Annotated in this window: 24 protein-coding genes; 2 read left to right on the forward strand and 22 right to left on the reverse strand. The window is 58.3% G+C overall.

The annotated features are described in order from the left end of the window. Positions 1-463: 463 nt before the first annotated feature. The 5 genes from F451_RS0116910 to F451_RS25865 form a co-directional block, all read right to left on the reverse strand. On the reverse strand, positions 464-1,069 hold the full coding sequence (locus tag F451_RS0116910; protein WP_020682580.1) for a Yip1 family protein: 606 nt from the start codon (positions 1,067-1,069) through the stop codon (positions 464-466). Positions 1,070-1,214: 145 nt separating this feature from the next. Further along, on the reverse strand, positions 1,215-2,123 hold the full coding sequence (cyoE, locus tag F451_RS0116915; RefSeq protein WP_020682581.1) for a heme o synthase: 909 nt from the start codon (positions 2,121-2,123) through the stop codon (positions 1,215-1,217). Further along, a complete protein-coding gene (locus tag F451_RS0116920; RefSeq protein WP_020682582.1) occupies positions 2,101-3,141 on the reverse strand; it encodes a COX15/CtaA family protein in 1,041 nt (346 codons plus the stop codon). The genes cyoE and F451_RS0116920 overlap by 23 nt, the downstream gene beginning before the upstream one ends. 15 nt (positions 3,142-3,156) lie before the next feature. After that, entirely contained in the window at positions 3,157-3,597 is a 441-nt protein-coding gene (locus F451_RS28100) for a hypothetical protein (RefSeq protein ID WP_026291838.1), read from the reverse strand. 47 nt (positions 3,598-3,644) lie between these two features. Continuing rightward, entirely contained in the window at positions 3,645-4,406 is a 762-nt protein-coding gene (locus F451_RS25865; protein WP_156826539.1) for an SURF1 family protein, read from the reverse strand. Here F451_RS25865 and F451_RS0116935 point away from each other — a divergent pair. Further along, positions 4,396-4,617, forward strand: a complete 222-nt coding sequence (locus F451_RS0116935; RefSeq protein ID WP_020682585.1) for a twin transmembrane helix small protein — start codon at positions 4,396-4,398, stop codon at positions 4,615-4,617. The two genes, F451_RS25865 and F451_RS0116935, sit on opposite strands and share 11 nt — an antisense overlap. A 4-nt stretch (positions 4,618-4,621) precedes the next feature. Here F451_RS0116935 and F451_RS0116940 read toward each other — a convergent pair whose 3' ends face one another. The 15 genes from F451_RS0116940 to rluD form a co-directional block, all read right to left on the reverse strand. After that, positions 4,622-5,506, reverse strand: coding sequence for a cytochrome c oxidase subunit 3 (locus tag F451_RS0116940; RefSeq protein WP_020682586.1), 885 nt, complete (start codon positions 5,504-5,506; stop codon positions 4,622-4,624). Continuing rightward, positions 5,503-6,078: a cytochrome c oxidase assembly protein gene (locus F451_RS0116945; RefSeq protein ID WP_026291839.1), complete on the reverse strand. Its 576-nt coding sequence runs from the start codon at positions 6,076-6,078 to the stop codon at positions 5,503-5,505. The genes F451_RS0116940 and F451_RS0116945 overlap by 4 nt, the downstream gene beginning before the upstream one ends. 18 nt (positions 6,079-6,096) lie before the next feature. Then, positions 6,097-7,686: a cytochrome c oxidase subunit I gene (gene ctaD, locus F451_RS0116950; RefSeq protein ID WP_020682588.1), complete on the reverse strand. Its 1,590-nt coding sequence runs from the start codon at positions 7,684-7,686 to the stop codon at positions 6,097-6,099. A 9-nt stretch (positions 7,687-7,695) separates the two neighbouring features. Then, positions 7,696-8,808: a cytochrome c oxidase subunit II gene (coxB, locus tag F451_RS0116955; protein ID WP_051103959.1), complete on the reverse strand. Its 1,113-nt coding sequence runs from the start codon at positions 8,806-8,808 to the stop codon at positions 7,696-7,698. A gap of 119 nt (positions 8,809-8,927) precedes the next feature. Beyond that, positions 8,928-9,137, reverse strand: coding sequence for a DUF2970 domain-containing protein (locus tag F451_RS0116960; RefSeq protein ID WP_020682590.1), 210 nt, complete (start codon positions 9,135-9,137; stop codon positions 8,928-8,930). 226 nt (positions 9,138-9,363) lie between these two features. Then, entirely contained in the window at positions 9,364-9,987 is a 624-nt protein-coding gene (locus tag F451_RS0116965) for a protein-methionine-sulfoxide reductase heme-binding subunit MsrQ (RefSeq protein ID WP_020682591.1), read from the reverse strand. Next, positions 9,978-10,985, reverse strand: coding sequence for a protein-methionine-sulfoxide reductase catalytic subunit MsrP (gene msrP, locus F451_RS0116970; protein WP_020682592.1), 1,008 nt, complete (start codon positions 10,983-10,985; stop codon positions 9,978-9,980). Before msrP ends, F451_RS0116965 begins: the two co-directional genes overlap by 10 nt. 145 nt (positions 10,986-11,130) lie before the next feature. Next, the gene (pssA, locus tag F451_RS0116975) at positions 11,131-11,877 is read right to left on the reverse strand and encodes a CDP-diacylglycerol--serine O-phosphatidyltransferase (RefSeq protein ID WP_026291842.1); all 747 of its coding nucleotides are present in this window, start codon (positions 11,875-11,877) and stop codon (positions 11,131-11,133) included. Positions 11,878-11,936: 59 nt separating this feature from the next. Then, positions 11,937-12,677 (reverse strand): glutamine amidotransferase-related protein, encoded by a 741-nt coding sequence (locus F451_RS0116980; RefSeq protein WP_020682594.1) that lies wholly within the window; start codon positions 12,675-12,677, stop codon positions 11,937-11,939. 143 nt (positions 12,678-12,820) lie between these two features. Continuing rightward, complete coding sequence (locus F451_RS0116985; protein ID WP_020682595.1) at positions 12,821-13,822, reverse strand: patatin-like phospholipase family protein; 1,002 nt, start codon at positions 13,820-13,822, stop codon at positions 12,821-12,823. 104 nt (positions 13,823-13,926) lie between these two features. Next, positions 13,927-17,004 carry an error-prone DNA polymerase gene (locus F451_RS0116990; RefSeq protein WP_276202607.1) on the reverse strand — a complete coding sequence of 1,026 codons (3,078 nt, stop codon included), beginning with the start codon at positions 17,002-17,004 and terminating at the stop codon, positions 13,927-13,929. 14 nt (positions 17,005-17,018) lie between these two features. After that, a complete protein-coding gene (locus F451_RS25870; protein ID WP_020682597.1) occupies positions 17,019-18,431 on the reverse strand; it encodes a Y-family DNA polymerase in 1,413 nt (470 codons plus the stop codon). Continuing rightward, a complete protein-coding gene (gene imuA / locus F451_RS0117000) occupies positions 18,428-19,120 on the reverse strand; it encodes a translesion DNA synthesis-associated protein ImuA (RefSeq protein WP_020682598.1) in 693 nt (230 codons plus the stop codon). Before imuA ends, F451_RS25870 begins: the two co-directional genes overlap by 4 nt. 209 nt (positions 19,121-19,329) lie before the next feature. Continuing rightward, positions 19,330-20,055, reverse strand: coding sequence for a peptidoglycan editing factor PgeF (pgeF, locus tag F451_RS0117005; protein WP_020682599.1), 726 nt, complete (start codon positions 20,053-20,055; stop codon positions 19,330-19,332). Continuing rightward, on the reverse strand, positions 20,052-21,029 hold the full coding sequence (gene rluD, locus F451_RS0117010; RefSeq protein WP_026291843.1) for a 23S rRNA pseudouridine(1911/1915/1917) synthase RluD: 978 nt from the start codon (positions 21,027-21,029) through the stop codon (positions 20,052-20,054). Before rluD ends, pgeF begins: the two co-directional genes overlap by 4 nt. Positions 21,030-21,164: 135 nt before the next feature. On the opposite strand from rluD, the gene F451_RS0117015 reads away from it, so the two are divergent. Next, positions 21,165-22,121 carry an outer membrane protein assembly factor BamD gene (locus tag F451_RS0117015; RefSeq protein ID WP_020682601.1) on the forward strand — a complete coding sequence of 319 codons (957 nt, stop codon included), beginning with the start codon at positions 21,165-21,167 and terminating at the stop codon, positions 22,119-22,121. A 78-nt stretch (positions 22,122-22,199) separates the two neighbouring features. On the opposite strand, the gene F451_RS0117020 is transcribed toward F451_RS0117015, so the two are convergent. Both F451_RS0117020 and thiO read right to left on the reverse strand, forming a co-directional pair. Next, complete coding sequence (locus F451_RS0117020) at positions 22,200-23,831, reverse strand: NAD+ synthase (protein WP_020682602.1); 1,632 nt, start codon at positions 23,829-23,831, stop codon at positions 22,200-22,202. A 76-nt stretch (positions 23,832-23,907) separates the two neighbouring features. Then, a complete protein-coding gene (gene thiO, locus F451_RS0117025; RefSeq protein ID WP_020682603.1) occupies positions 23,908-24,999 on the reverse strand; it encodes a glycine oxidase ThiO in 1,092 nt (363 codons plus the stop codon). Positions 25,000-25,101 lie beyond the last annotated feature (102 nt).

Consider the following 25,101-nt stretch of genomic DNA (forward strand, 5'->3'; position numbering starts at 1 on the left):
CATATTCTAGCGGCTCAGTGTTTTAAGTCAACCCTTTTTTTCAACTTTCGTGGCCGGAGCCGCGCGGAAAACAGGGTGACTCACAAGTCGATAACGCCGGTTAACTTTGCAATAAAATCAACCACTTACTTCCGACTTGCTCGCTCTGTTTGAGGGCCGTTAAAGCCGCTCTCCCTAAGCGAGGTGCGCATTCTACATTCCCCCAGCGGAGAGTCAACAGCCCTTTTGAAAATAATGCCCGGAAAGTGAAAAAAGGCCGAATCCGGGCCTGGAAAACGCCTGGACGCGCATAATCGGCTTAAATAACAAACAGTAGTTAACCATTAACACTCATGAGCCCGCCAAAGCCCCGTGAATAAAACCGGACCGAGCCGATAACAATCGCCAGCAGCTCCATATCAAAAGCCCCATAAAAACAAAGGGCGCCGAAAGGCACCCTTTGTACATTTGAGATAAAGAGCAACTAACCAGAGGTATAAGTGAGCGGAATAAAGGTTCCCCACAGAATAGCGGACGCAGCCAGTACACCCACCAGGACACAGAGTCCAACTGTCAGAATCGAAGACGAGAAGAAAAAAGCGCGGTCTTCAGGAATCTGCATGATCACAGGCACCCCGGTGTAAAGCAGGTACACGGTATAAGCAAGGGCGATCATTCCGATAATGACATCGAACCAGAGCATAGGATAGAGACCCGCCAGCCCGGAGAGAAAGAGCGGTGTGGCGGTGAAGGTCGTCAGGACAATACACTCATCCATCGTCACGTTTCCGCCGTAGGTTTTTTCCATCCAGTGGACCGCATAAGCGATAAAGCCAACGGCAACCCACATTGCGAAATAGAACGCGATCGCCACGGGTAACGCACTGGCAACTTCCAGCTTGACATAGTCACTGCCCGCGATGCTCCACCCCACCTGGGTCGTGCCAATAAACAGGGACACGGCGGGAATCGCCGCAAGAATGCTGATCTGAGATAAAAAGACGTGCAGTGTTGTGTAGTGCTCCTTACGAATCGAACCCCATTCTTCTTTAGGGTGATAAAGCATACCCATCATGTGTTGCAGGAACATATGGCACTCCCCTTTTCTTAGCCCTGGAGATCCTTCCCTGATATCTGAGGCTATTGCATGTGGGCGAACCCCAAGCCAATCTTGAGCAGCCCTTTTTCAAACCCACTGACAGTGTAGATCCTACTGCGGCAGTTTGTGACAGTATTTAACGTGTAAAAATGAAGTAATGGTCCAGCAGCAATAGGGCAAACAGCAACATGATGTAACTGATGCTGTAACGAAACATCTGCATGGGAATCTGCCGGTTATCTCCTGCGTACATGACCCGCCAGGCCCACTGCAGAAAGCGCAGGTTCAACAATGAAACCCCCACCAGATAGAGCACACCGCTCATGCCCGTAAGGAAAGGCAACGCAGTAGTGGCGATCATCAACAGCGTGTAGAGCATGATTTGCAGGCGCGTGAAGCTCTCGCCGTGGGTGACCGGAAGCATCGGGATTCCTGCTTTAATGTAATCCTCCTTGCGAGCAAGACAGAGCGCCCAGAAATGGGGCGGCGTCCAGGCAAAGATGATCAGCATCAACAGCAAGCCGTTGGGCTCAAGTGCACCGGACACTGCCGTCCAGCCAAGTAACGGCGGCGCGGCACCGGCAACACCGCCAATCACGATATTTTGCGGCGTCGCACGCTTCAGAAACATCGTGTAGATAAACGCATAGCCTATCAGGGAGAACAATGTGAGCCAGGCAGTCAGTGGATTCACCCAGAATGCCAGCACACCAATGCCGAAAACACCCATTGCAGCAGCGAACAGCAGAGCCTGCTGCGCACTCATTTTCCCACACGGCAGCGGGCGCCCCCGGGTTCGCGCCATGTTCTCGTCCAGGTGGCGATCCATCACGTGATTGACTGCAGCAGCCGAGCCAGCAGCCATCGCGACCCCCAGCAAGGTGAGTAGTATCAACTCAAGGGAAGGCAGCTCGGGTCGGGCCAGCCCCATGCCGACCAATACCGTCAGTAGCATCACCGCAACCACTCGAGGTTTGCACAGTTCGAGATAGTCGCGCCAGGTCACATGAGCATGAGCAGTCTCAACAGCTTTGCGTACGGGCATACACAATCTCCTTATCAACAACACGATCTTGCTGGGATAACCACACCAGACTGAGCAGTAGAACAACAGCCCCGCCGTGGTGCGCCATTGCCAGCGGGATAGGAACAGCATAGATGATATTGGCGACACCCAATGCAACCTGCAGCACCACAAGCCCCCCAACCAACATCAGGCTCCCCCTGGACCAACCTGCTCTACCCAGGCGCCAGATCATGGTTGCAATCAGCATCAAAACGACCACGGCACCGGCCCGGTGCGTCATCTGGACCGCTGCGCGCGCATCCCGCGGCATGTGCCCGCCCTGATAGTTGGGACCTGTATCGAGCGCCGGTGTAAAGCCCGTAACAAAATCGAGTGTCACGACACCGCCCTGTTCACATTGCAGCCAGTCGGTGCAGGCCCAACCGGCGTAGTTGGCGCTGGTCCAGCCACCCAATGCAATCTGGCCAAAGAGCGCAAAGGTAGCCAGCATAATCCAGCCTTTGCCTTGCTGCGCCCGCCCCGGCCAAGAAGACCGTGCGGCAGCTTGATGCCAGTGAAGAATGCGAAAACGCAATAGCACCAGCAATGACAGAATAACGAGCCCGCCGAGCAAATGCAGCGTCACTATGAGGGGAAGCAGTTTCAGCGTCACGGTCCACATACCAAAGGCGCCCTGCACGCAGACCAGTAAGAGCAACGCGATACTGAGCCCTGCTGGATACCGTCGGTCTGTGCGGCACTTCCAGCCCAGCCAGGCCAGCCATAACACCAGCAAACCCAGACTGCTGGCCGCGTAACGGTGCACCATTTCGAGCCATCCCTTGCCGGCCACCAGCGGCTGATCCGGATACAACGCCTGAGCCTGCGCCAGCGCCTCCTCAGACCCTGGTAACACGATATGACCATAACAGCCCGGCCAGTCAGGACATCCGAGACCCGCATCATTAATACGAGTCCACCCCCCCAACATCACCACCAGCAAGGCGAGTACCACAGCAAAATTGATCAGCACGACGGATGCGGCACGTTGCGGCATATTCAGCCTCCCGTTTCAGCCCAGTTTGGATAATTTCAGCAGTTTGCGCAGATCATCCAGCACCGCCTGTGGTGCCTCGGTCAGGTCATAACGCAGGACCAGATTCCCCAGAGGGTCAACAACCCAAACTGCCGCGCCCAGGCGAGAGATCTCGTCTGACACCAGCCCACCCTGAACAGCAGCAGAAGACACCTGGTGCCACTCAACCCGATCCCGTTCTTTGCCCAGCGCGGTATGCAGGTTGGGCATTTTTTCTACCCAGCTGTCACAGCCGCTGCAGCCTGGCGGCTGAGTGAGTATTAACTGCCAATGCTTGCTCATTTGCCATGGTTCTCCTGTGGCAGTCACCAGCGACCAATCATCCACAGTGCGTCCATCCGCAATGAGTTCGCCATGATGAGTGCGCCCTTGAGGAATACCCACGCCGGTAAAATACATGAACAAGGCCAGCAACATTGGCCCTGCACCCACAGCAAAAACCCACCAGACAGTACTCTTGCGCATCAATCATCCACTCCTTTATGTACCCCATTGCGCCAATGCCACCCCAGCAAAACGGCCAGCGCCAGCGCCATCGCGAACCACTGCACTGCGTAGCCCAGATGTCTTTCAGGCTTAAGTGCAGCCACAGGCCAGTCTGTGTTGAGACGCGTGTCCACCGGTTCGACAACCTCCAGTACCCAAGGCAGCACCGGCCGATGAACAAGTGACTGCAAACGCTCAACATCCAGCGTCTGGACTCTCAGAGGCCAGCCAGGGGTCCAGATGTCCTGCGCCAACACAAAAGAAGGCTGAACCCGATGCATTCGCCCGGAAAAATAATCAGGCAACTCGGGCAACTGAATCTCCGGCAGTTGAGATCGATCAGGAGAGGCCTTGAGCCAGCCCAGGTTGACAGGGAGTAGCGAGTGCTCTGTTGGCATTTGCAGAAAGCCGATCAGTTCATAGCCTGCATGTCCGCCACGGGTACGATTGTCCAGCAACAGCCACTTCCCTTGCAGAATGCCGCCCTCCAGCCTTGCCGGAAACAGGTTTTTGTCTGCCAGACTGTTCAGCTGCGAAAGGCTCGTAAGCAGGATGCTATCGTCATTCCAGGCCTTGAGCAGCTCCTCCTTTTGCACCGCCCGTTCCAGCTGCCAGTTGCCCAGATACAGCAGCAGCGGCAGAAGCAATGTCGCACTCAACACAAGAAGCCACTTGAAACCTGAACGTCTGTCACCTTTACTCATGGCATACTCTTTACGGATAACCTGAATGTTCCTCAAGCCTCTGATCGCCGTGCTGTTTCTCGCTATCCTGGTTAGCCTTTTCTGCGGGCTCTATTTTCTGCTTACAGACCGGGGACACTCCAACCGCACCGTCAACTCACTGTTTTTCCGAGTGGGTTTTAGCGTGCTGCTAATTCTTGTACTGCTTTATGGCTTTTACACCGGGGAGCTGGGTATGGGCGCTCATGCCCCCTGGCTGCACCGCTGAGCCCTTAGATGATATAAACAAATAGAAAGAGCCCTACCCAAACAACATCGACAAAATGCCAGTACCAGGTAACCGCCTCGAACCCGAAGTGATGCTCGGCGTCAAAGTGCCCCCGCAGCACCCGTAGCCAGATAATGATCAGCATCACACTACCCAGTGTGACGTGCAAACCATGAAATCCAGTCAGAATGAAGAAGGTGGCACCGTATACGCCGGCATTCAGTGTCAACCCCAGATCATGGTATGCCTCGACGTATTCATACGCCTGGAACACCAGAAACCCTGCTCCCAGCAGTACAGTAATTGCCAGCCAGAGTACGATACGGCTGCGCTGATCAACCTTCAGCGCCTTGTGCGCCACCGTAACCGTGAAACTTGACGAGACCAGCAGAATGGTATTGATCAGCGGCAGGTGCCAGGGATCGACTATTTGCTGCGGCCCCGGAAACGTTTCCATATCCGGTGTCGTCATCAGGGGCCACTGCGCCTGAAAACCCTCCCACAGCATGTTGGAGATACCCCTGTCGCCTTCCCCGCCCAGCCAGGGCACCGCAAGCGTGCGGATATAAAACAGGGCGCCGAAAAAGGCCGCGAAAAACATCACTTCAGAAAAGATGAACCAACTCATGCCCCAGCGGTAGGAACGGTCCATTTGTTCGTTATAGAGCCCGGACATGCTTTCGTTAATCACGTTACGAAACCAGGCAAACAGAATCGCCATCATCAGCACCGCCCCCACAAGCAGGAGCCAAACGCCGATACCGCCAGACACTTCCGCGCTTAAATCATTGATCAGATTACCGGCACCCAGGGCCATCAGAAACAGCGCAATGGACGCCAATATCGGCCAGTGGCTTTGCTTGGGTACGTAATACTCAGCAGAACTCATAGCGTCGACCTCTGTGTATCATCATTTGTTATTTGCCCGGCGGACAGGTCCGGAGTGATATCGAACAGGGTGTACGAAAGTGTGATGGTGTGGATATCGGCCGGAAGCTTCTTGTCAATGACAAACAACAGCGGCATTTCCATGTGCTCATCCGCATCCAGCGCCTGCTGATCGAAGCAGAAGCAACTGACCTTGTGCAAATACTGGGCTGCTTCCGACGGTGTCACGGATGGAATGGCCTGAGCCACCATGCGACGAGGGGTCGGGTTGCGGGCGAAAAAGGCCATTTGGCGCATTTCGCCGGGATTAACCGATACCGTATTCAGCAGCGGCCGGAACTCCCAAGGCATGCCTTCGTTGTTCACGCCGATAAATTGCACACGTACATCACGGCTGGTATCCGCAGCGGCGATGGCAACCGGGCCGGTATTGGTAATCTTGCCGTTCAGACCGGTCACACGACAGAACACATCGTATAGCGGTACCAGCGCAAAGCCGAATCCGAACATGAAGATGCCACCGAGCATCAGCTGCAATACCAGACGCCTGTTTCTGCGTCGAAGATTATCCATCAGCCGAGCCTCCCGCGGTTACTTGATCAACGGAGGCTTTGAAAATGTATGGTAGGGCGCCGGCGACGGCAGCGTCCATTCGAGCCCATGAGAGCCCTCCCAGACCTGATCCGTGGCTCGCTCTCCGCCACGAATGCAGCTGATGATGTTGTATACGAACACCAGCTGGGAGAAGCCAAAGATAAAGGCCCCAACACTGGCCACCGCATTAAAATCGGCGAACTGCAGCGCATAGTCCGGAATCCGTCGCGGCATGCCTGCCAAACCGACGAAGTGCATCGGGAAGAAGGTAATATTGACGCCGATAAAACTGAGCCAGAAGTGCGCCTTGCCGAGACGCTCGTTGAGCATGTGACCGGTCCACTTGGGTAGCCAGTAATACACGCCCGCCATGATTGAAAAGATGGCGCCCGGCACCAGCACATAGTGAAAATGCGCCACCACGAAATAGGTATCGTGGTACTGGAAATCGGCCGGGGCGATGGCCAGCATCAGGCCGGAGAATCCCCCAATGGTAAACAGCACGACAAAAGCCAGTGCAAACAGCATCGGGGTTTCAAAAGTCATAGAGCCATGGAACATTGTCGCGACCCAGTTAAACACCTTAACCCCGGTAGGTACGGCGATAAGCATGGTGGCGTACATAAAGAACAGTTCACCGGCCAGCGGCATACCAACAGCGAACATGTGATGCGCCCAGACCAGGAACGACAGCAGTGCAATCGACGACGTCGCGTATACCATTGAGGCATAGCCAAACAGCCGTTTGCGGGCGAAGGTCGGAATGATCTCGCTGATAATGCCGAAAGCCGGCAAAATCATGATGTAGACCTCCGGGTGGCCGAAGAACCAGAAGACATGCTGGAACAACACTGGATCACCGCCGCCTGCGGCATTAAAAAAGCTGGTACCGAAGTGGATATCCATCAGCATCATGGTCACCACGCCCGCCAGTACCGGCATGACCGCAATCAGCAGGAACGCTGTAATTAGCCAGGTCCAGACAAACAGCGGCAGTTTCATCATCGTCATGCCGGGAGCTCTGAGATTCAAAATGGTGGCGATAATATTTATCGCCCCCATGATCGAGCTAAAACCCATCATGTGAACTGCAAAGATAAAGAAGGTCACGCTCGGCGGAGCATAGGTGGTCGAGAGTGGCGCATAGAATGTCCAGCCGAAGTCGGGGCCGCCACCCTCCATAAAGAGGGTCGATATCATCAGCGTAAAGGCAAAGGGGAGAATCCAGAAACTCCAGTTATTCATCCGCGGCAACGCCATGTCCGGCGCGCCCACCATGATGGGAATCATCCAGTTAGCCAGTCCCACAAAGGCCGGCATCACGGCACCAAACACCATAATAAGGCCGTGCATGGTGGTCATCTGGTTGAAGAATTCAGGCTGTATCAGTTGCAGCCCCGGCTGGAACAGTTCAGCGCGTATCATCAGCGCCATACACCCGCCCGTGAGGAACATCAACAGGCTGAACCAGAGATAGAGAGACCCTATATCCTTGTGGTTGGTGGTAAACAACCAGCGCCCCAACCCTTTGGCAGGGCCATGACCGTGATCGGCAATTCCCGCAGTCTGACTGAGCGTAGTGTCCATGATCCCCTCCTACTGCTGCAGTTCGGTAATTCGCTGCGGACTGACACTGTCACCAGTATCGTTACCCCAGGCATTACGCTCGTAAGTGATAACCGCCGCCAGATCGACAGCATTCAACTGGGCGCCGAAAGCCTGCATGGCTGTCCCCGCCTTGCCGTGCAGAACTATATCGATATGCGCCCCGATATCGCCGGTAACCATCGGGCTACCCGCCAATGCAGGGAAAGCACCGGGGATACCCTGCCCGTTCGCCTGGTGACAGGCCGCACAGCTGGTGTTGTACACCTGCTCGCCGCGCTCCATCAGCTGCGCCAGCGTCCACTCCTGGGTAGCCGAGGCTTTCTGGGCGGCAGCTGCGCTACGAGTATCAGCCAGCCATTGATCAAACTCAGCCTGGGGTCTGACGTCGACCACAATGGGCATGAAACCGTGATCACGACCGCACAGTTCGGTGCATTGCCCACGGTAAATACCGGGTTCTTCAGGAATGGCCCAGGATTCATTGATAAAGCCGGGAATCGCGTCTTTTTTCACAGACAGGTCCGGCACCCACCAGGAATGGATGACATCGTTGGCGGTAAACAGAAAACGTACCTTCTTACCGACCGGCAGCACCAGGGGGTTGTCGACTTCGAGTAAATAGTGCTCGCCTTTGGGGGCTTCATTATTTATTTGCTCCCGGGAAGTCGCCAGTGACGAGAAAAAATCAATGTCCTCGCCGAGGTACTGATAGCGCCATTTCCATTGATACCCGGTCACCTGAATATCAATCTCGGCGTCCGTATTGTCGTACATTTTAATCAAAGTGGCGGTGGCAGGGACCGCCATGGCGATGAGTATGGCAAAGGGGATCAGCGTCCAGAGGATCTCTACCGCTGTATTCTCATGAAAATTGCGCGCCTCGGCGCCGCGAGATTTTCGATGATGAATAATGGACCAGAACATCACCCCGAAGACCACAACTCCGATGGCGACGCATATCCAGAAAATAATCATGTGCAGGTCATAAACTTCACGCGCGATCGCGGTTGACCCCGGTCTCATATTTACATCCCAAGCGGCTATAGCCGGCAGGGAAACAAGCCATCCTATCCATGGCAGGAGCCAGACTTTTCTTATCATTAGCGGGCCTCTCGCAGATCCGCAGAACCGCCCAAGTGTTGCGGTTATACGGAATTTTCCCTACCAGATCACTTGGTTAAGAGTGAGTATAGCAGCCCATCCGATAATGCAAGGTGAGATCAGGCTCCCGCCAGCATAAGCGCCAGACGCACCAGCAGAATCACGCCGACGACAAATAGTGCCGCCATTAGCACGCCCGTCAGTAAATAGCGCAACGGCGAGCCCGATGAAAAATCTTTTTGCCGATTGCGGTCCGATTGAACACCAAACATGGCTGCCAAAGCGCTCAATACGGCGGTGAGCAGCCCGTTTTTCTTTGGATCCGGCATTGTATGACGCCCCCTTTATAACCATCGCTGATGTTAAAGGTATAGCTGAACGCCCGCCGCTGTGCTGTCCAGCGCAGGATATGACGAGGCAAACGGAAAGAGCAATAACACATCGCTGACTTGATAGCGGCCCCTTGGCGCCATCCCGCTCAGCATGTAGCAGTGATTTGCGCGAAGGAAACCGGGACCGGTGGCAGGATAGATATTTTCAGTGAGCGAGCAGGGTTCAGCCACGTTTTCGCTTCGCTGAACGACGACGTATCCATAGCCGATACCCCAGCAACCAAGCCAGAATCAGGCCGTATAACAGCTGATCTTCAAACGAACTGCGGATTTGCCAGATGAAGTGCACCATGGCTAACACCGCGATGACATACACCAGACGATGTAATTTTACCCAGCGCGCGCCCAAACGACGCTGCATGCTTCGGGTTGAGGTTACTCCCAGTGGAATCAGCAGCAGCAGGGCCAGTGACCCTACGACGATATAAGGCCGTTCACTCAATTCACGTACTAGCAGATCCGGGCGCCACCCAAGAATAAAAGTGGCAAAGGCGAGCGCATGCACAACAGCATAAAACAGCGTGTAAAGGCCCAGCATGCGACGATAGCGCTGCAACCAGCCCCATTGAAAGATCCGTCGAAGCGGGGTCACGGCCAGGGTTATCCACAGCAGGCGCAGTGTCCATAGCCCGGTGAACTTGACGATCGCCTGGGCGGGATCGGCACCCAGGTTCATGTTCCAGGCCTGGTCGAACAGCCATGCCAGCGGCAGCAAGGGCAACAGGAACACCAGCCACCAGAGCGCATAGGGTTTCAGGGTGTTAGCCCTGACGCCGGTCAGAACCATTGCCGTAAATCCATGCCGCGATACAGGTCGGCGACTTCGTCGGCATAGCCGTTAAACAGCTGGGTATCGATGATATTGGGTGAAAACAGCGATGACGGAAGACGCCGCTCGGTCGCCTGGCTCCAGCGCGGGTGGTCGACCGCCGGATTTACGTTGGCGTAGAAGCCATACTCCCCCGGGGCCGTGCGATTCCAGGAGGTACCAGGCATCTCCTCCACCAGGCGAATCTTGACGATCGACTTGATACTCTTGAAGCCGTATTTCCAGGGCACCACCAGACGGAACGGAGCGCCGTTCTGCGGCGGCAATCCATTGCCATACAACCCCACCGCGAGCAGTGTGAGCGGGTGCATGGCTTCATCAATGCGCAGGCCCTCGACATAGGGCCAGTCCAGGGTTGAGAAGAACGAGCGCTGCCCCGGCATCTGCTCGGGATCCTGCAGCGTGGTGAACTCGACATATTTGGCCTTGGACGTGGGCTCAAAACGCTTGAGCAGATCGGCCAGCGGAAAACCCATCCAGGGAATAACCATGGACCAGGCCTCAACACAGCGCAACCGATAGATACGCTCTTCCAGGGCATGGGGCTTAAGCAGGTCTTCCAGGTTATAAATGCCGGGCTTGTTCACCTCACCGGCAATATCGACTTTCCAGGGGTCGGTTTTAAACTCCTGCGCCCTGCGTGAGGGATCCTGTTTGCCAAGACCGAACTCATAGAAATTGTTGTGGGTAATGATATTGCCGTAGGGCGCGGGCTTTTCATCGGTGGAAAAGGCCTCGTTACGCTCACTGGCACGCAATGCGCCCTGAAGCCAGTCGGGCCCCGGATACTGCGGCTGGTTTTTATCCAGGCTATAGGCCGGGATCGCCGACGCGCCTTCGGTTAATGCCAGCGCCGCAGTACCCGCCAACCCCTGCATGAACCGGCGTCGATTGACATAGACAGATTCAGGTGTGATTTCAGAGGACTTCAGCGGCGATCTTCGTTTAATCAACATGTTCCGTTCCCTGCGTGCAGTTCAGCGATTAACCGTGCCCAGACGGGCACTACGGTAAGTCAGCCCTGAGCCTAGAGCCCTTGGCTGAACCCACCCTGAAAAGCCGCTTTACTGCACGTCGGGAGAAGCCCTGCGCAACGCTGGTTCAGCGCGTCTTGCGCTTGCGCCATAACCAGAGCAGCGGGCCGGACAGCATGTAACACAGGAACAGCAGCCAGAGGAAAGTCGCCGGACTGATTGAGATAACCCCGATCACCAGGACAATGCCCGCCAGGATCATAAAGGGCACCTTGCCCTTGAAATCCACTTCCTTGAAACTGTAATACAGCACGTTGCTGACCATCAGCAAACCGCAACAGGCGACAAAGGCGGCGACAAGATAGGCCAGTGGCCCTGGTGCGACTTCAAACTCGGAGCAGGCCCAGACAAGACCCGCAACCGCCGCTGCCGCGGCGGGGCTTGGCAAGCCGATAAAGTATTTTTTGTCGACCGAGCCGATCTGGGTATTAAAGCGCGCCAGCCGCAACGCCGCACAGGCAACATAGATGAACGCGGCAAACCAGCCGATCTTGCCCACGCTGTCCAGCACCCAGGTGAACGCCACCAGCGCCGGCGCCACACCAAATGACACCATGTCCGAGAGCGAGTCATACTCCGCACCGAACTCACTGCTGGTATTGGTCATGCGGGCAACGCGACCATCAAGCCCATCAAGCACCATGGCGACAAAAATGGCGATAGCCGCATTAACGAAGTCGCCATTCATGCCTGCGATCACGGCATAAAAGCCCGAAAACAAGGCCCCCGTCGTGAACAGGTTAGGCAGCAAGTAAATCCCCCGGCTACGGGGTGTCTGCTCGTCGTCACAGGGTTGAGTATGTTCGTCCGTCATCATCTCTCTTCAGTGGTCGATTGAGTTGGGCTCATTCTACAGGTGCCGCCTCCCTGCTGTCACCGCCCCACAGGCGGGTTAGGAAACACGGCACTCTGCTCTTGCAGCAGTACTCGGTCCACAAATTTTCGCATCAGGCCATTGGATATCGGGGTCTCCTGCGCCGTCGCCAGTACCTGCTCCAGATGCTCCGCACCGTCGGTGTAATGGGCCCGGTAATGCGTGAGTCGCTCCACCAGCGTTGCCCTGTCCACTTCCGGATGAAACTGGAATGCCCAGAAAGGTTTTCCGCTGACCCTCAGCACATGTACGCACTGCTCGGTATAGGCCAGCAGTTCACAACCAGGGGGCACCTCGGCAGCATACTGCCGGTGGACCGATACGGCGGCGAAGCCATCCGGGCTATCGTGCAGCAACGGATCCTGGCGAGCGGCCTCAGCCAGGCGGATGGCCAGTGTGCCCATCTCAAAGTCCTGCTCCCGGTGTTCAATCCTGCCCCCCAGCGCCAGCACGGCCAGCTGAAAGCCAAAACAGGACGCGAAGGTTGGCTGCCCGGTTGTCACCACATGACGGAGCAGCTTTTCGCAGTTGTGCACAAAGGGATACCGCGAAGGCTCCAGTACATTGGCCTCGCTCGCCCCCCCCACCAGCAGGGCGTCATAGCCTTCGACGACATCAAGGGAAAAGGCCGGGGTATGGAAAACATTCAGCCGGTCGATCTGCTCAGGGTCCAGGCCGCTGTAACTGGCGAAACTGCGGTGCTCTTCATCGCAAACCCGGGCCTCGGTACGGATCTGCATTAACAGCAATCGGAGATCGGATCTTCTTTTCGAACATGGCTTCATGGGTAGTTCCAAAACAGTTTCCTTGCACGGCCTCCTCCGTTCGAAAGCGGCCTCAGTGGCGACGCCAAACGTCAGTTACGGCAACGGCCAGAGATGCTTTACAGAAAGAGTCCCAGATCGCAGCTGGATGCACGCCCGATACTTTGACCCTGCTGCGCCAGCCAGCGATGGGCCCGCACCCGTCCCCGGTCTCGCAGGTCTTCCAGAAAGTGTAGTCGGGTATCGTACTTGCTGGCCCGATCCAGACTGGCCAGCAGCTCATCGGTTTCGATCAGGTGCAAACGCAAACGGCGCACCCGACGCTCAAAGGCCCCAATGGAAAACGGTGTCTTGCGGATCTCAAACTGCATGTGACTGATGGCGCGCATTTCACGCAAGAACGTACTTTGAAAGCCGAATTCTGCCACTCGCTCGCGAATGGCAGACGCACTGACAGGCGTGCCGACACGCATCAGCGGCTGCAACAGAATGACCAGCACATCGTCACTGTCACAGTCAAAAATCAGTGGATAGATCGCCGGATTACCGCTGAAACCTCCGTCCCAGTAACTGTGCCCGTCAATCTCAATGGCTTTGTGCAGGGTCGGCAGACAGGCCGAGGCGAGCAGGTGGTCAGCACTGAGCTCAGTTTCACGAAACAGCCGCAGCTTGCCGCTTTGCACATGGGTCGCCACGATAAATAACGGTATGGGGGACGCTGTACGCAGTCGCTCGAAATCCACCATCCGCTCTACCAGTGAGCGTAACGGGTTAATATCCAGCGGGTTGAGGTCATAGGGCGACAGGTAATAACTCAGCATCAGCATCCAGTCGTTCACCGAGTCGCCCAAGCCCGCGGCAGGCACCCCCTGCGGCAGCTCCGGTAACGCATGCAACGACACCTCGTGCCAGAAACGCGCCAGCATCTCGCGGGCGCCCTCATGGCCGCCCTGCTGCAGGCCACTGGCCAGCATCACCGCATTCATGGCACCGGCACTGGTGCCACTGACGCCTTCAAACTGCAGTTCGGGTTCCTCCAAAAGACGGTCCAGCACACCCCAGGTAAAGGCCCCGTGGGCACCTCCCCCCTGCAGTGCAAGATTAAGTTTTCGCGCTCTCATAACAGCCTCCGGCCAATATTTGTGCACTGCACAAATCTGACATTTAGCCGCCACGAAGTCAAAAGAAACCCGGGTGACAATCGAGTGACACACAGGAACCGGGCTCAGTGAAAATCCCGTGAGCGCAGCGCCAGTGCCTGCCAGCACTGGGTGATATCCGTCAAACGACCGGCCACAACATGGATAACGCCCGCCTCTGACTCCAGCACCCCCGATACGCGCAACAGGCGTGCGCCCAGCAATGCCTGACGCTGTAGTGCAGCGGTAGTACGCCAGACCACCAGATTGACCTGTCCGGTTTCATCCTCCAGCGTGACAAAGGTAACCCCCGAGGCTGACCCCGGTCGCTGCCGGTTGGTCACGATTCCCGCGACCCTCACCAGCTGCCCGGGTCGACAGGTTTCGAGTTGCTGCGCACTCAGGCAGCCGTTGAGCTCACCGCCCTCACGCAGCAGCGCCACGGGATGACGCCCCAGCGTTAGCCCAAGATGGCGAAAATCCTCTTCCAGATCCGCCTGCTCATCCGGGGCCCTCAGCCTTACGACACCGCTGTCAGCCACCCGGGCCTCTCCCAGCGCCAGCGCCGGATCCTCGGCCAGCAATTCCCAGCGCGCCTGGTAACGGTGCTGCGCCAGCGCATTCAGAGCACCGGCCGCCGCCAGTACATCCCAGCTGCCACGGTCCAGCTTCATACGCCCCTGGGCATCGGCCACCGAAACAAAAGACCCCGCCTCCCGGGCCTGCAGCACAAGCTCAGCCGCCTTGCGGGACAGGCGTTTAACCATGCGAAAGCCAAGACGCAGCGCACCGTCTGGCTCCAGCGCAGAATCCCAGGCACTGCAATTCAGGTCGACCCCGCGTACGGTGACGCCCTGGCGCCGTGCGTCCTGAACCAGCTGCGCAGGCGAATAAAAGCCCATGGGCTGACTGTTCAGCAAACCACAGCAGAACGCCGCCGGCTCATGACATTTAAGCCAGGCCGACACGTACACCAGCAGCGCAAAGCTGGCGGCATGGGACTCAGGAAAACCATACTCGCCAAAGCCCTCGATCTGGCGGCAGATCCGTTGAGCAAACTCCTCGCTGTAGCCCCGCTCCAGCATCCCGGCCACCAGCTTCTGCTGATAGACAGCGATAGTACCGCTGCGCCGCCAAGCCGCCATGGCGCGGCGCAACTGATCCGCTTCGCCGGCGGAAAAACCTGCAGCCACCATGGCCAGGCTGATCACCTGCTCCTGAAAGATAGGTACGCCCAAGGTACGTTCCAGCACCCGGCGCACGGCGTCGCCGGGGTAGCTGACCGATTCAAGGCCCGCGCGCCGTTTGAGATAGGGATGCACCATGTCCCCCTGGATAGGCCCGGGGCGCACGATGGCCACCTGAATCACCAGATCGTAGTAGCAGCGCGGCTGCAGGCGCGGCAGCATATTCATCTGCGCCCTGGATTCCACCTGGAACACACCCACGCTCTGAGCCCGCGACAGCATGTCATACACTTGAGGATCTTCCCGGGGAATATCCTGCATGCGCAGCGCCTTGCCATCCCTGGCCGACAACAGCGCCAGTGTCTTGCGCACGGCACTGAGCATGCCCAGCGCCAGCACATCCACTTTCAGCAAACCAAGACTTTCCAGGTCATCCTTGTTCCACTGAATCAGGCTGCGATCTTTCATCGCGGCATTTTCCACCGGCACCAGTTCCGACAAGGGACCTGCCGAAATGACAAAGCCACCGACATGCTGCGACAAATGACGGGGAAAACCGATGATTTCGTCCACCAGCTCCAGCAGCAGGCGAAACTGCGCGGGCGGTTTGTCACCACCGAGTTCACGCAACTGTTCAAACCACTGGCCGGAGTCGGCACGCTGGTCCAGCCGGCTGCACAGCCAGCTCAGATAAGCGGCATCCAGCCCCAGCGCCTTGCCAACATCACGCAGTGCACTGCGCCGCCGGTAGCGGATAACCGTAGCCGCAATCCCCGCCCTCTCCCGACCGTAGCGCCGATAGATATACTGAATCACCTCTTCGCGCCGCTCATGTTCAAAGTCCACATCGATGTCCGGCGGCTCGTCACGTTCTCGCGAGATAAAGCGTTCAAACAGCATATTCACCTGGCGCGGGTCCACCTCGGTAATATGCAGGCAATAACACACCACCGAATTGGCCGCCGAGCCGCGCCCCTGGCACAGAATGCCCTGGTCACGCGCAAAGCGGACAATATCCTCGATGGTGAGAAAGTAATGTTCGTACTTCAGCTCGGCGATCAGTGCCAGCTCGTGATCAACCTGGCGTGCGATGGCCGCCGGCATGCCGTCCGGGAAGCGCAGCGCAGCCCCTTCATGCACCCGCTGGGCCAGCCACTGGCCAGCACTTTTGCCCCGGGGCACCAGCTCGGCCGGATATTCATACCGCAGCTCGCCAAGGTCAAAACGACATCGCCCGGCAATGCGCAAGGTTTCACTGAGCATGGAGGGCTCATAAAGGCGCTTGAGCTTGTTCAGTGAGCGCAGGTGCCGCTCGGCGTTGCTCGCCAGCCGAAACCCGGCCTGGCTGACCGGCATACCCAGGCGTATCGACGTCAGCACATCCTGCAACCGCTGCCGACCAGGCAGGTGCATCAGTACCGCACTGGCACAAACCATCGGCAACCCCAGCTGCTGAGCCAGCCACTGCTGCTGTGCATAACGTTCGGCATCCCCCGCCCCCAGCAATCGCTCGATCAGCATCCAGCAACGCCCGGCAAAGCGCTCGGACAATCCGCGTCCCCGCTCAGCGGCCTGCGGCAAATTCCCGCCCGGACGATACAGCAGCAAACAATCTGGCTGCGGCCCAAAGTCCGCCCATTCAATGCAATAACGTCCCTTAACTGCACGCCTGCGCGCCTTCGTGATCAGCGCACAGAGCTGTGCATAGCCCCGCCTGTTTTGAGCCAGCAACACCACGCGCTCATCCTGCAGCCGGAATTCGGACCCGATAATCAGCTGCAGACGACTGCCCCGGCAGGCCTCCCAGGCCCGTACGACACCGGCTACCGAGCACTCATCGGTCAGCGCCAGCGCGCGGTAACCCAACTCAATGGCCCGCTGCACCAGCTCTTCAGGGTGCGACGCCCCCCGCAGAAAGCTGAAACAGCTCAGACAGTGCAGTTCGGCGTACTCCAGCGTCATAAGATCAACCGCCACATGCCGATATCACCTCATCCGAACCAGCCATGCAGGTACCAGTCGCCACCGGGCTCGCAATACAACCAGCCCCGCCGCCCGTCTGGCCAGCAACCGATGTAATAGTCCCGGCGCACCGGTTGCTGATCCCACCAGCCGCTGACGATGCGCTCCGGCCCCTGCAGCAATTTAATAACACTCCCCACCGTGCTGCGAGCCAGCAACTCGGGGGACGCCAGCAGCCAGAGCGGCCGCACGGCCGGTGTATCAGGCAGGGCCGGCAAGGCGCCATCCAGAGGCGCCTCTTTCCAGCTTCGCTCCGGGCGGTAGTCTGCGCAGGGAGCCACCCGGTAAAGTGACTGCTCCCCCAAACGCATCTGCAACCGGCTCAGCAACTGTGTGGGCGCATCCTGCGCCACAGCCGTGCTGAACAAATCCTCCCGGCCCGCTTCCAGTTCCCGGAACTCCGTCACGCCAAGGCGCAGGCCAATGACAGGCCGGTCGAGCGTCACGCGCTCCAGGCGCAAACGACACAGTTCAAGCCAGGTATCCGCAGACTGTGCTCCCTGCGCATGCCCCACCACCAGCGACTGCTGCCCCTGCGCCTGGAGCAGGTCCAGTTGCAGGCGCAATGCGCGCCAGTAATGGGCTCGCAAAAAGCCTTCCAGCTGGGCCAGTAAGCGGCGCAGCCCAAACAGCAGCGCTTCGGTACGCTCAACTTCAAATGCCAGGGGAAGCTCGCGCAAAAAGACGGCAGGGATCTCAAAATAGGTGGGCGGGTCCGGTCTTTGCCCCGTCAGCCGCTCCAGCCAGGCCGTAAGACCCGGCCCAAACCGGTGCGCAAGTTCCACCGCCGGCAAGGCCAGCAATTCGCCCAGCCGGCTAAACCCCAGCCCCTGAAGCCGCTCGCGCTGCCGGGCTTCCAGCTCCAGGCGCCCGATGGGCACCGACTGCAAGCGCCGCAAGTGATCCGTCGCATCCGCTGCACAGAAACCGCCATCCAGGGCCAGTACACGGGCGGCAAGCGGTGTGTGTCCCGTCGCACTCACGCAACTCAACTCCAGTGCCTGCAGCTGCGTCTGAATGTTTTCCCACAACAGATCCAGGCCGCGGAAATAACGCAGCATCGAGGCCAGTTCAAGCAGTACTCCACAGGGGGGCTGCAGACTGATCCGGGCACTGAATCGCCCGCTCCAGAGCGCAAGACCTTCCAGCTGTTGCGCCGCCTGCTTCACATCCCCCTGCAATAGACGCAGGTTCGGCACCATGCTCAGCGCCCGTGCCACCGCCATTCCGGGCTCAAGCCCCTGCGCCTGTGAAGCCGTGTTACAAAGCAGCAGCCTGGCTGCGCGTTCGTCCAGCAACGCCGCGGGTTCCCGAACGTCAGCCCGGCACTGCATTTCCAGCGGCAGCAACGGAAAATGCAGGTACAGCCAGAGCCCCTTCATCCACCCGCACGCACCTGCGCCGATGAAGCCCCTGGCGAGGATGCCAACAACGCAGTCTGCCGACCGCAGCCCTTACGGCGCAACGACAGCACCCGACGTGGCAGCGGCCAGCCCCCCCTGCGCTTCAACACGGAGACAGCCAGCGTATCAGGTGCCTGCTCAGGCTCCAGCAGCAAACGGTAGGACGCCGCCGAGCCTTGATGACGGCAGGTGGAAGACCTGAAAATGAATCCCAACCCGCCACCTTCGGCGGCGGCCAGCTGCAAGCGCCGCAATGCCGCTTGCGGAACCTCTCCCAGCCAGCCCAGCACTGCACTGCAACAACCGCTTTTCAGGGCCTGTTCAAGACACCAGAGCCGGTCACGGCGACTGTTGCTGCGAACGATCAAGAGGCGTTCCAGCGCCACCCCGGCGGCTTTCAGCGCAGGGGCATAGGGAATATGCGGCGGATCAATCCACAGTACCCAGCGGTCCGTGGACATCGCCAGTAATGGCAGTAGCAGACGCAACTCACCACAGCCCTCGGTCTCGTAAAGCACCTCAACCAGGCTGCCAGACTGCCACCCCTGGCCATGCAGCATCTGATCCAGCTCCGCATGCCCACAGGAGACCCCAGCCACACGGGGCTCGGTAGCAGTATCACTCGCCCGCCATACGGCGCCCCGTTCCAGTAACTGCTCCAGACTCATGATCCACCTCAATATACTGTATAGATATACAGTATATTGGTCGAAAAAAGTCATCCCGGCAAGCACCCACGGCAATTGCCCTGGCATACAGATTCAGCAGACAATGAATGGGTGAATCAAAAACACACAGCCATGGTCAGGCACAGCGACGCTGGGAAAAAGCCATCACCGGGTGTTTTCTAGTGCAAAGTCAGAGAGTTATATAAGGCTTATGCCAGCCAGATAAGACTGGCCATACGACCCGTTTCGCCGTCGCGGCGATAGGAATAAAAATTTTCTGCATCGCTCAGGGTGCAGAATTCACCGCCCGAAACCGATGCGACACCCGCAGCCTCAAGCCGCATGCGTGCCAGTGCATAAATATCGGCCAAGTACTTGCCAGGCGCCTCGGCTCGAGCCTGGAAAGCTCGCTCCGCGCCGGGCTGCGCCGCGCAGAATGCCGCCCGCACTTCGGCACCGACTTCAAAGGCCTTAGGCCCGATAGCGGGTCCCAGCCAGCAGTGCACCCGCTCAGGCTGATCGAACACCGCCAGTGTATTTTCCAGAATACCGGCCACCAGCCCACGCCAGCCCGCATGGGCCACCGCCACTTTTTCGCCATCACTGAAAAACACCGGCAGGCAGTCGGCGGTCATCACCACGCAGGCCAGGCCCGGTTGATCACTCCAGCAGGCATCCGCCTGGCGCACCCGCCCATCATCGGCGGCCTGCACGACATCAACGCCATGGACCTGCCGCAACCATTGTGCCGGACGCTCCAGCCCCAGTTGCTCGCACAGATGCGCACGATTGTACGCCACCGCCAGAGGATCATCACCGACGTGATCACCCAGGTTGAGCCCTTGAAAAACGCCACGGCTGCGCCCGCCTTGCCGAGTGCTGACACAGGCCTGCACCCGGTCAGGCACAGGCCACTGCGGACGAATCAGCTTCATAGCTCTTCGTTGCGCCTCTGGTCCTGTTGCAGGGCTTTAAGCAGCTGCTGGAAATCCTCCGGCAGATCCACTTCCCAGGACATCAGTTCACCGGTTGTCGGATGGAACAGCTCGAGCTTCTTGGCGTGCAGCGCCTGGCGGTTAAAACCACGCAACGTTTTAATCAGACCTTCACTGACGCCCTTGGGCAGGCGGAAGCGACCACCGTATACAGGGTCGCCCACCAGCGGGTAGTTGATATGCGACATGTGTACGCGGATCTGATGGGTACGCCCCGATTCCAGCTTGAGCCGAATATGGGAGTGCGCTCGAAAACGCTGCAACAGACGGTAATGGGTCAGGGCCGGTTTGCCCAGCATGACCACCGCCATCTTCTGACGATTGGTCTTGTGTCGACCCATCGGGGCGTCGACCTTGCCACCGCCGGTCATGACACCCTGCACCACGGCTTCATACTCGCGGCCCATAGAGCGCTCCTGCAGCTGCACCACCAGCTCGGTCTGAGCCTGAATGGTCTTGGCCACCACCATCAAGCCGGTGGTGTCCATATCCAGCCGATGCACGATGCCGGCCCGCGGAACCTGGGCGATTTCCGGCACATGATGCAGCAGCGCGTTCAGCAGAGTGCCGTCGGCATGGCCCGCCGCCGGGTGCACCACCAGGCCCGCAGGCTTGTTGATTACCAGGATATCGTCATCTTCATAGACGATATCCAGTGTCATTTCCTGCGGCTTGTGGTGTTCGATCAGTGCGAGCTCGGCTTCAACATTGATCAGCTCACCACCCTGTAGTTTGTCACGGGTACGCTTCAGCTCACCGTCCACGGTGACACAACCGTCCTTGATCCAGCCCTGCAGACGGGAGCGGGAGTACTCGGGAAACAGCTGCGCGATGGCCTGGTCGAGCCGCTTGCCGACCAGATCGTCAGGGACCCGCGCTTGTAATTGAACCTGTTCAGGTTTCTGTTCTGGCATCTGGGATACGTAATTCAGAAGGATGTTTTGGCTTGAGTTCCGGTTGTGTTTAAATATGCCGGACATTTGGATTAACTGGCCCAGTATAACCGAAACTGTCCTCGGTATCGCTGTAGGCAAGCGGGACTCATTAACATGCGCTTTGTAAAAGTCATCGGCATCCTGACTCTGGTCTCCCTGATGTCCGCCTGTTCGTTCTTTGGCGGCGAAAAGACAGAGGAACCGGATGTTCCAGAGCAGCAGCTCTACTCTGAGGCACTGGACGCCCTGGAGGCGCAGAATTACAGTCTTGCGGTCGAAAAACTGCAGCGGCTTGAAGCACGCTATCCCTTTGGGCGCTTCTCGGAACAGGCTCAGCTCGAACTGATTTATGCCTACTTCAAGAACTATGAGCCTGAAGCTGCCCGCGCTGCGGCGGACCGGTTCGTACGCCTGCACCCGAATCACGAGAACATCGACTACGCCTACTATCTCAAGGGCCTGACCTCCTTTGAAGAGGACCGTTCCCTGGTAGCGCGCTACCTGCCGATTGACGAAACCCAGCGCGACCCCGGGGCTGCACTGGAGTCTTTCGAGAGCTTCTCGACCCTCGCGACCCGCTACCCCAATAGCCAGTACGCACCGGATTCACTCAAGCGCATGCAGTACCTGAAAAACCGTCTGGCTCAGTACGAAGTTCATGTGGCGCAGTACTACATGAAACGCGGCGCCTGGGTTGCCGCCGCCAATCGCGGTCGCTATGTCGTGGAAAACCTGCAGGAAACGCCCGCGGTGCCCGAAGCGCTGGGCGTGATGGCCGAAGCCTACGAAGAACTGGGTCTCAACGACCAGGCCGCCAAGGCTGCCGAGGTCCTGCACACGAACTTCCCGAACTTCCGCTACGAATCCAGCAAGGAGCGCGACAAGTCTCTGCTGGAAACCGCAACCTTCGGCCTGCTGGGCAGCAATGACGAGCCTGCCGTCCAGCGCCCGAACTCCGTTGTGACAGAAGAACAGCAGGACGCTGAGCGCTCCTGGTTCAGCATCCTGACCTTTGGTGCCTTTGACAGTACCGATGAGGATGAGGACGAGGCCAAGCCGGCTCAGCCCTGAGTTATAACCTCAGGCACAAAAAAGGCGCCTACTGGCGCCTTTTTTGTTATGGATCAGACGGTTACCGGCAACCCCCTGCTAGTCTCCGGCTTTCCAGCCAGAGGTGATGGGGTAACGCCGGTCGCGCCCAAATCCCCGCTGGGTAATGCGCACCCCGACCGGGGCCTGACGCCGCTTGTACTCATTGATATCCACCAGCCGTATCACACGATGCACCACCTCGGGCTCAAAACCCTCGGCGATCAGGGCATGGGCGCTGTAGTCATGTTCGACGTAGAACTCCAGAATCCGGTCCAGCACATCGTAGTCGGGCAGGCTGTCCTGATCGGTCTGATCCGGCGCCAGCTCCGCCGAGGGTGGTCGGTCGATCACACGCTGCGGAATCGCCGGCGACAGGCCGTTACGATAGTCGGCAATACGGTAAACCAGCGTTTTGGGGACATCCTTCAGCACATCGAAGCCGCCGGCCATGTCACCGTAGAGCGTGGAATACCCCACCGCCATCTCACTCTTGTTGCCGGTGGTCAGTACCAGATAGCCCTTCTTGTTGGAAATCGCCATCAGCACCACACCCCGGCAGCGCGCCTGGAGGTTTTCTTCGGTGGTATCGGGCGCCAGGCCTTCAAATTCATCAGACAGCTGCGCCATAAAGGCGGTATACATGGGCTCAATCGAAATCGAGCTGTAGCGTACGCCCAGCATTCGCGCCTGCTCGCTGGCATCCTCCTGACTCATGGACGAGGTATAGCGAAACGGCATCATGACCGCTTCGACCCGATCCGCGCCCAGAGCATCGACGGCCACCGCCAGGGTAACGCCAGAGTCAATGCCGCCGGACAAGCCCAGCACCACGCCCTTGAAGCCATTCTTGTTGACGTAATCCCGTACACCCAGCACCAGGGCGTCATACACGCTTTGCTCCACGGATGGGAACGCCACCGAGCTTTCGCCTGCAACCGAGAGGCTCTGGTCGGCATCCCGGTATTCCACCACAAAGGTCATTTCTTCAAAGAAGCGTGCCTGGAAAACACGGCTGCCGTCCGTTGCGATCACCTTGGAGCCGCCATCAAAGACCAGCTCGTCCTGGCCGCCGACCTGGTTCAGATACAGAATCGGGCACCCTGCCTGGCGAGCACGCTCGCTCAGCAGTTTGACCCGCTGCTGTGACTTGTCGACATGGAACGGCGAGGCGTTGAGGTTCAGCATCAGACGCGCGCCCTGCTCGCGCACCTGCTCTGCGGGCCTGTTCTTCCACAAGTCCTCACAGATGGTCAGCGCCACCGGTACGCCCTTGAGGTCGAATACGCAGGACTTGTCACCGGCGGTGAAGTAGCGCATCTCGTCGAACACCTGGTAGTTCGGCAGGCACTGCTTGGCATATTCGGCCACCAGCTCGCCGTTGTAGATCACCCCCGCCATGTTGAAAAGCTCACCATCGCGGTGACGCGGATACCCCACAACCACATAAATGTCCCGCACCTCCTCCCGCAGACGCGTCAGCGCCGCTTCAATACGGGTTTGAATGCTCGGGCGCAGCAACAGGTCTTCCGGCGGGTAGCCCGACAGCGTCAGCTCCGGAAACAGCACCACATCGGCCTGCTGCCGATCCCGGGCCTCCAGGGCGATATCGACTACGCGCTGGGTATTGCCGGGGATATCCCCCACCAGCGTATTGATCTGGGCCATCAGGACCCGAATAGTATTACTCATCGACTATGTGATCTCGTATTCCGGATGCATGACGCACCCGCTATCAGGATGTTAACTCAGGATCAGGCCTCGAGCCTCAGCGATCAACCGACAGGCTGTAAGGCGCCGGATCGATAATGGGGCGACGCTGCAGCAACAGGTCCGCCATCAGGCGGGTCGAGGCCGGCGCCAGCACCAGGCCATTGCGGTACTGCCCGGCATTCACATGCAAGCCGCGAACACCCGGTACCTCGCCAATGTAAGGAATCCCCTCAGGTGAGCCCGGGCGCAAGCCAGCCCAGTGATGCTCAACCGGATAATCCTTCAGTGCCGGCATTATATCCAGTGCGCTGCGGTACAGGGACTCCCTGGCTTCTTCCGTGGTCTGCTTGTCGAAACCCACCCGCTCCAGCGTACTGCCCACCAGAATGCGGCCATCATTACGCGGAATCAGGTAACGCCCGCCCTGCAGCACCACACGATTAATAAGCCCAACCGGTGCCTTGAACAGCATCATCTGCCCTTTTACCGGCTCCACCGGCAGCTCAATGCCCAGCTGGGCCAGCAGGGTTGCCGTCCAAGCACCGGCCGCCAGCACGGTCTGCCCGGCGCGATACTCGCCTTGCTCGGTCCGTACACCGCAAACCCGTTCGGATTCGAGCAGCAAGCTGGCATTGCCCGCCTGCTCTATCAGTGTAACGCGAGGATTGAGTTCCAGAGCGCGCCGCAATGACTGCCCCAGACGAGGATTACGAATACTGGCCACTTCGGGCATCCAGAGAGCCCGCTCGTGTCCCGGGTGCAGATTCGGCTCCTTCCGATACAGGAAATCCGCATCCACCTGCTGCATCGGACGCTGATAGCGCCTGGCCCAGGCCAGCGCCTCGGCCTCATCGTCCACCGCCACCATGAACATGCCTTTCTGGCGCAGCTCCGGATCGATCCCGGTTTCCTCCAGCAGATCCTGCGCCAGATGCACGTAACTGCCCTGCGACCAGGTCGCCAGCTGTGTCACCGGCTCCTGGTAACGCCAGGGGTAAAGCGGGGACACGATGCCCCCACCGGCCCAGGTGGATTCACGCCCACAGACGCCACGTTCCACCAGTGTAACCGAAGCACCCGCCTGGGCCAGCTCACGCGCCGTGAGCATGCCCATCACGCCGCCACCCAAGATTAGAAAGTCCGACATTGCTCTACTTCCGATCGGCTTTGATTGTGGAGGTATTGTGAAGGGTTGGGGAGGAGGATGCCAGAGATTGTAGACTTCACTAAAGGTTAAGTATTTAAAAAA

The sequence above is a fragment of the Marinobacterium rhizophilum DSM 18822 genome (assembly GCF_000378045.1).
Classification (GTDB): Bacteria; Pseudomonadota; Gammaproteobacteria; order Pseudomonadales; family Balneatricaceae; genus Marinobacterium_A; species Marinobacterium_A rhizophilum.

Coding starts and splice junctions, on each gene's coding strand:
- F451_RS0116910 (WP_020682580.1), bottom strand. CDS start 1,069: ATGTTCCTGCAACACATGATGGGTATGCTTTATCACCCTAAAGAAGAA.
- cyoE (WP_020682581.1), bottom strand. CDS start 2,123: ATGCCCGTACGCAAAGCTGTTGAGACTGCTCATGCTCATGTGACCTGG.
- F451_RS0116920 (WP_020682582.1), bottom strand. CDS start 3,141: ATGCCGCAACGTGCCGCATCCGTCGTGCTGATCAATTTTGCTGTGGTA.
- F451_RS28100 (WP_026291838.1), bottom strand. CDS start 3,597: ATGTTGCTGGCCTTGTTCATGTATTTTACCGGCGTGGGTATTCCTCAA.
- F451_RS0116935 (WP_020682585.1), top strand. CDS start 4,396: ATGTTCCTCAAGCCTCTGATCGCCGTGCTGTTTCTCGCTATCCTGGTT.
- F451_RS0116940 (WP_020682586.1), bottom strand. CDS start 5,506: ATGAGTTCTGCTGAGTATTACGTACCCAAGCAAAGCCACTGGCCGATA.
- F451_RS0116945 (WP_026291839.1), bottom strand. CDS start 6,078: ATGGATAATCTTCGACGCAGAAACAGGCGTCTGGTATTGCAGCTGATG.
- ctaD (WP_020682588.1), bottom strand. CDS start 7,686: ATGGACACTACGCTCAGTCAGACTGCGGGAATTGCCGATCACGGTCAT.
- coxB (WP_051103959.1), bottom strand. CDS start 8,808: ATGATAAGAAAAGTCTGGCTCCTGCCATGGATAGGATGGCTTGTTTCC.
- F451_RS0116960 (WP_020682590.1), bottom strand. CDS start 9,137: ATGCCGGATCCAAAGAAAAACGGGCTGCTCACCGCCGTATTGAGCGCT.
- F451_RS0116965 (WP_020682591.1), bottom strand. CDS start 9,987: ATGGTTCTGACCGGCGTCAGGGCTAACACCCTGAAACCCTATGCGCTC.
- msrP (WP_020682592.1), bottom strand. CDS start 10,985: ATGTTGATTAAACGAAGATCGCCGCTGAAGTCCTCTGAAATCACACCT.
- pssA (WP_026291842.1), bottom strand. CDS start 11,877: ATGACGGACGAACATACTCAACCCTGTGACGACGAGCAGACACCCCGT.
- F451_RS0116980 (WP_020682594.1), bottom strand. CDS start 12,677: ATGCAGATCCGTACCGAGGCCCGGGTTTGCGATGAAGAGCACCGCAGT.
- F451_RS0116985 (WP_020682595.1), bottom strand. CDS start 13,822: ATGAGAGCGCGAAAACTTAATCTTGCACTGCAGGGGGGAGGTGCCCAC.
- F451_RS25870 (WP_020682597.1), bottom strand. CDS start 18,431: ATGAAGGGGCTCTGGCTGTACCTGCATTTTCCGTTGCTGCCGCTGGAA.
- imuA (WP_020682598.1), bottom strand. CDS start 19,120: ATGAGTCTGGAGCAGTTACTGGAACGGGGCGCCGTATGGCGGGCGAGT.
- pgeF (WP_020682599.1), bottom strand. CDS start 20,055: ATGAAGCTGATTCGTCCGCAGTGGCCTGTGCCTGACCGGGTGCAGGCC.
- rluD (WP_026291843.1), bottom strand. CDS start 21,029: ATGCCAGAACAGAAACCTGAACAGGTTCAATTACAAGCGCGGGTCCCT.
- F451_RS0117015 (WP_020682601.1), top strand. CDS start 21,165: ATGCGCTTTGTAAAAGTCATCGGCATCCTGACTCTGGTCTCCCTGATG.
- F451_RS0117020 (WP_020682602.1), bottom strand. CDS start 23,831: ATGAGTAATACTATTCGGGTCCTGATGGCCCAGATCAATACGCTGGTG.
- thiO (WP_020682603.1), bottom strand. CDS start 24,999: ATGTCGGACTTTCTAATCTTGGGTGGCGGCGTGATGGGCATGCTCACG.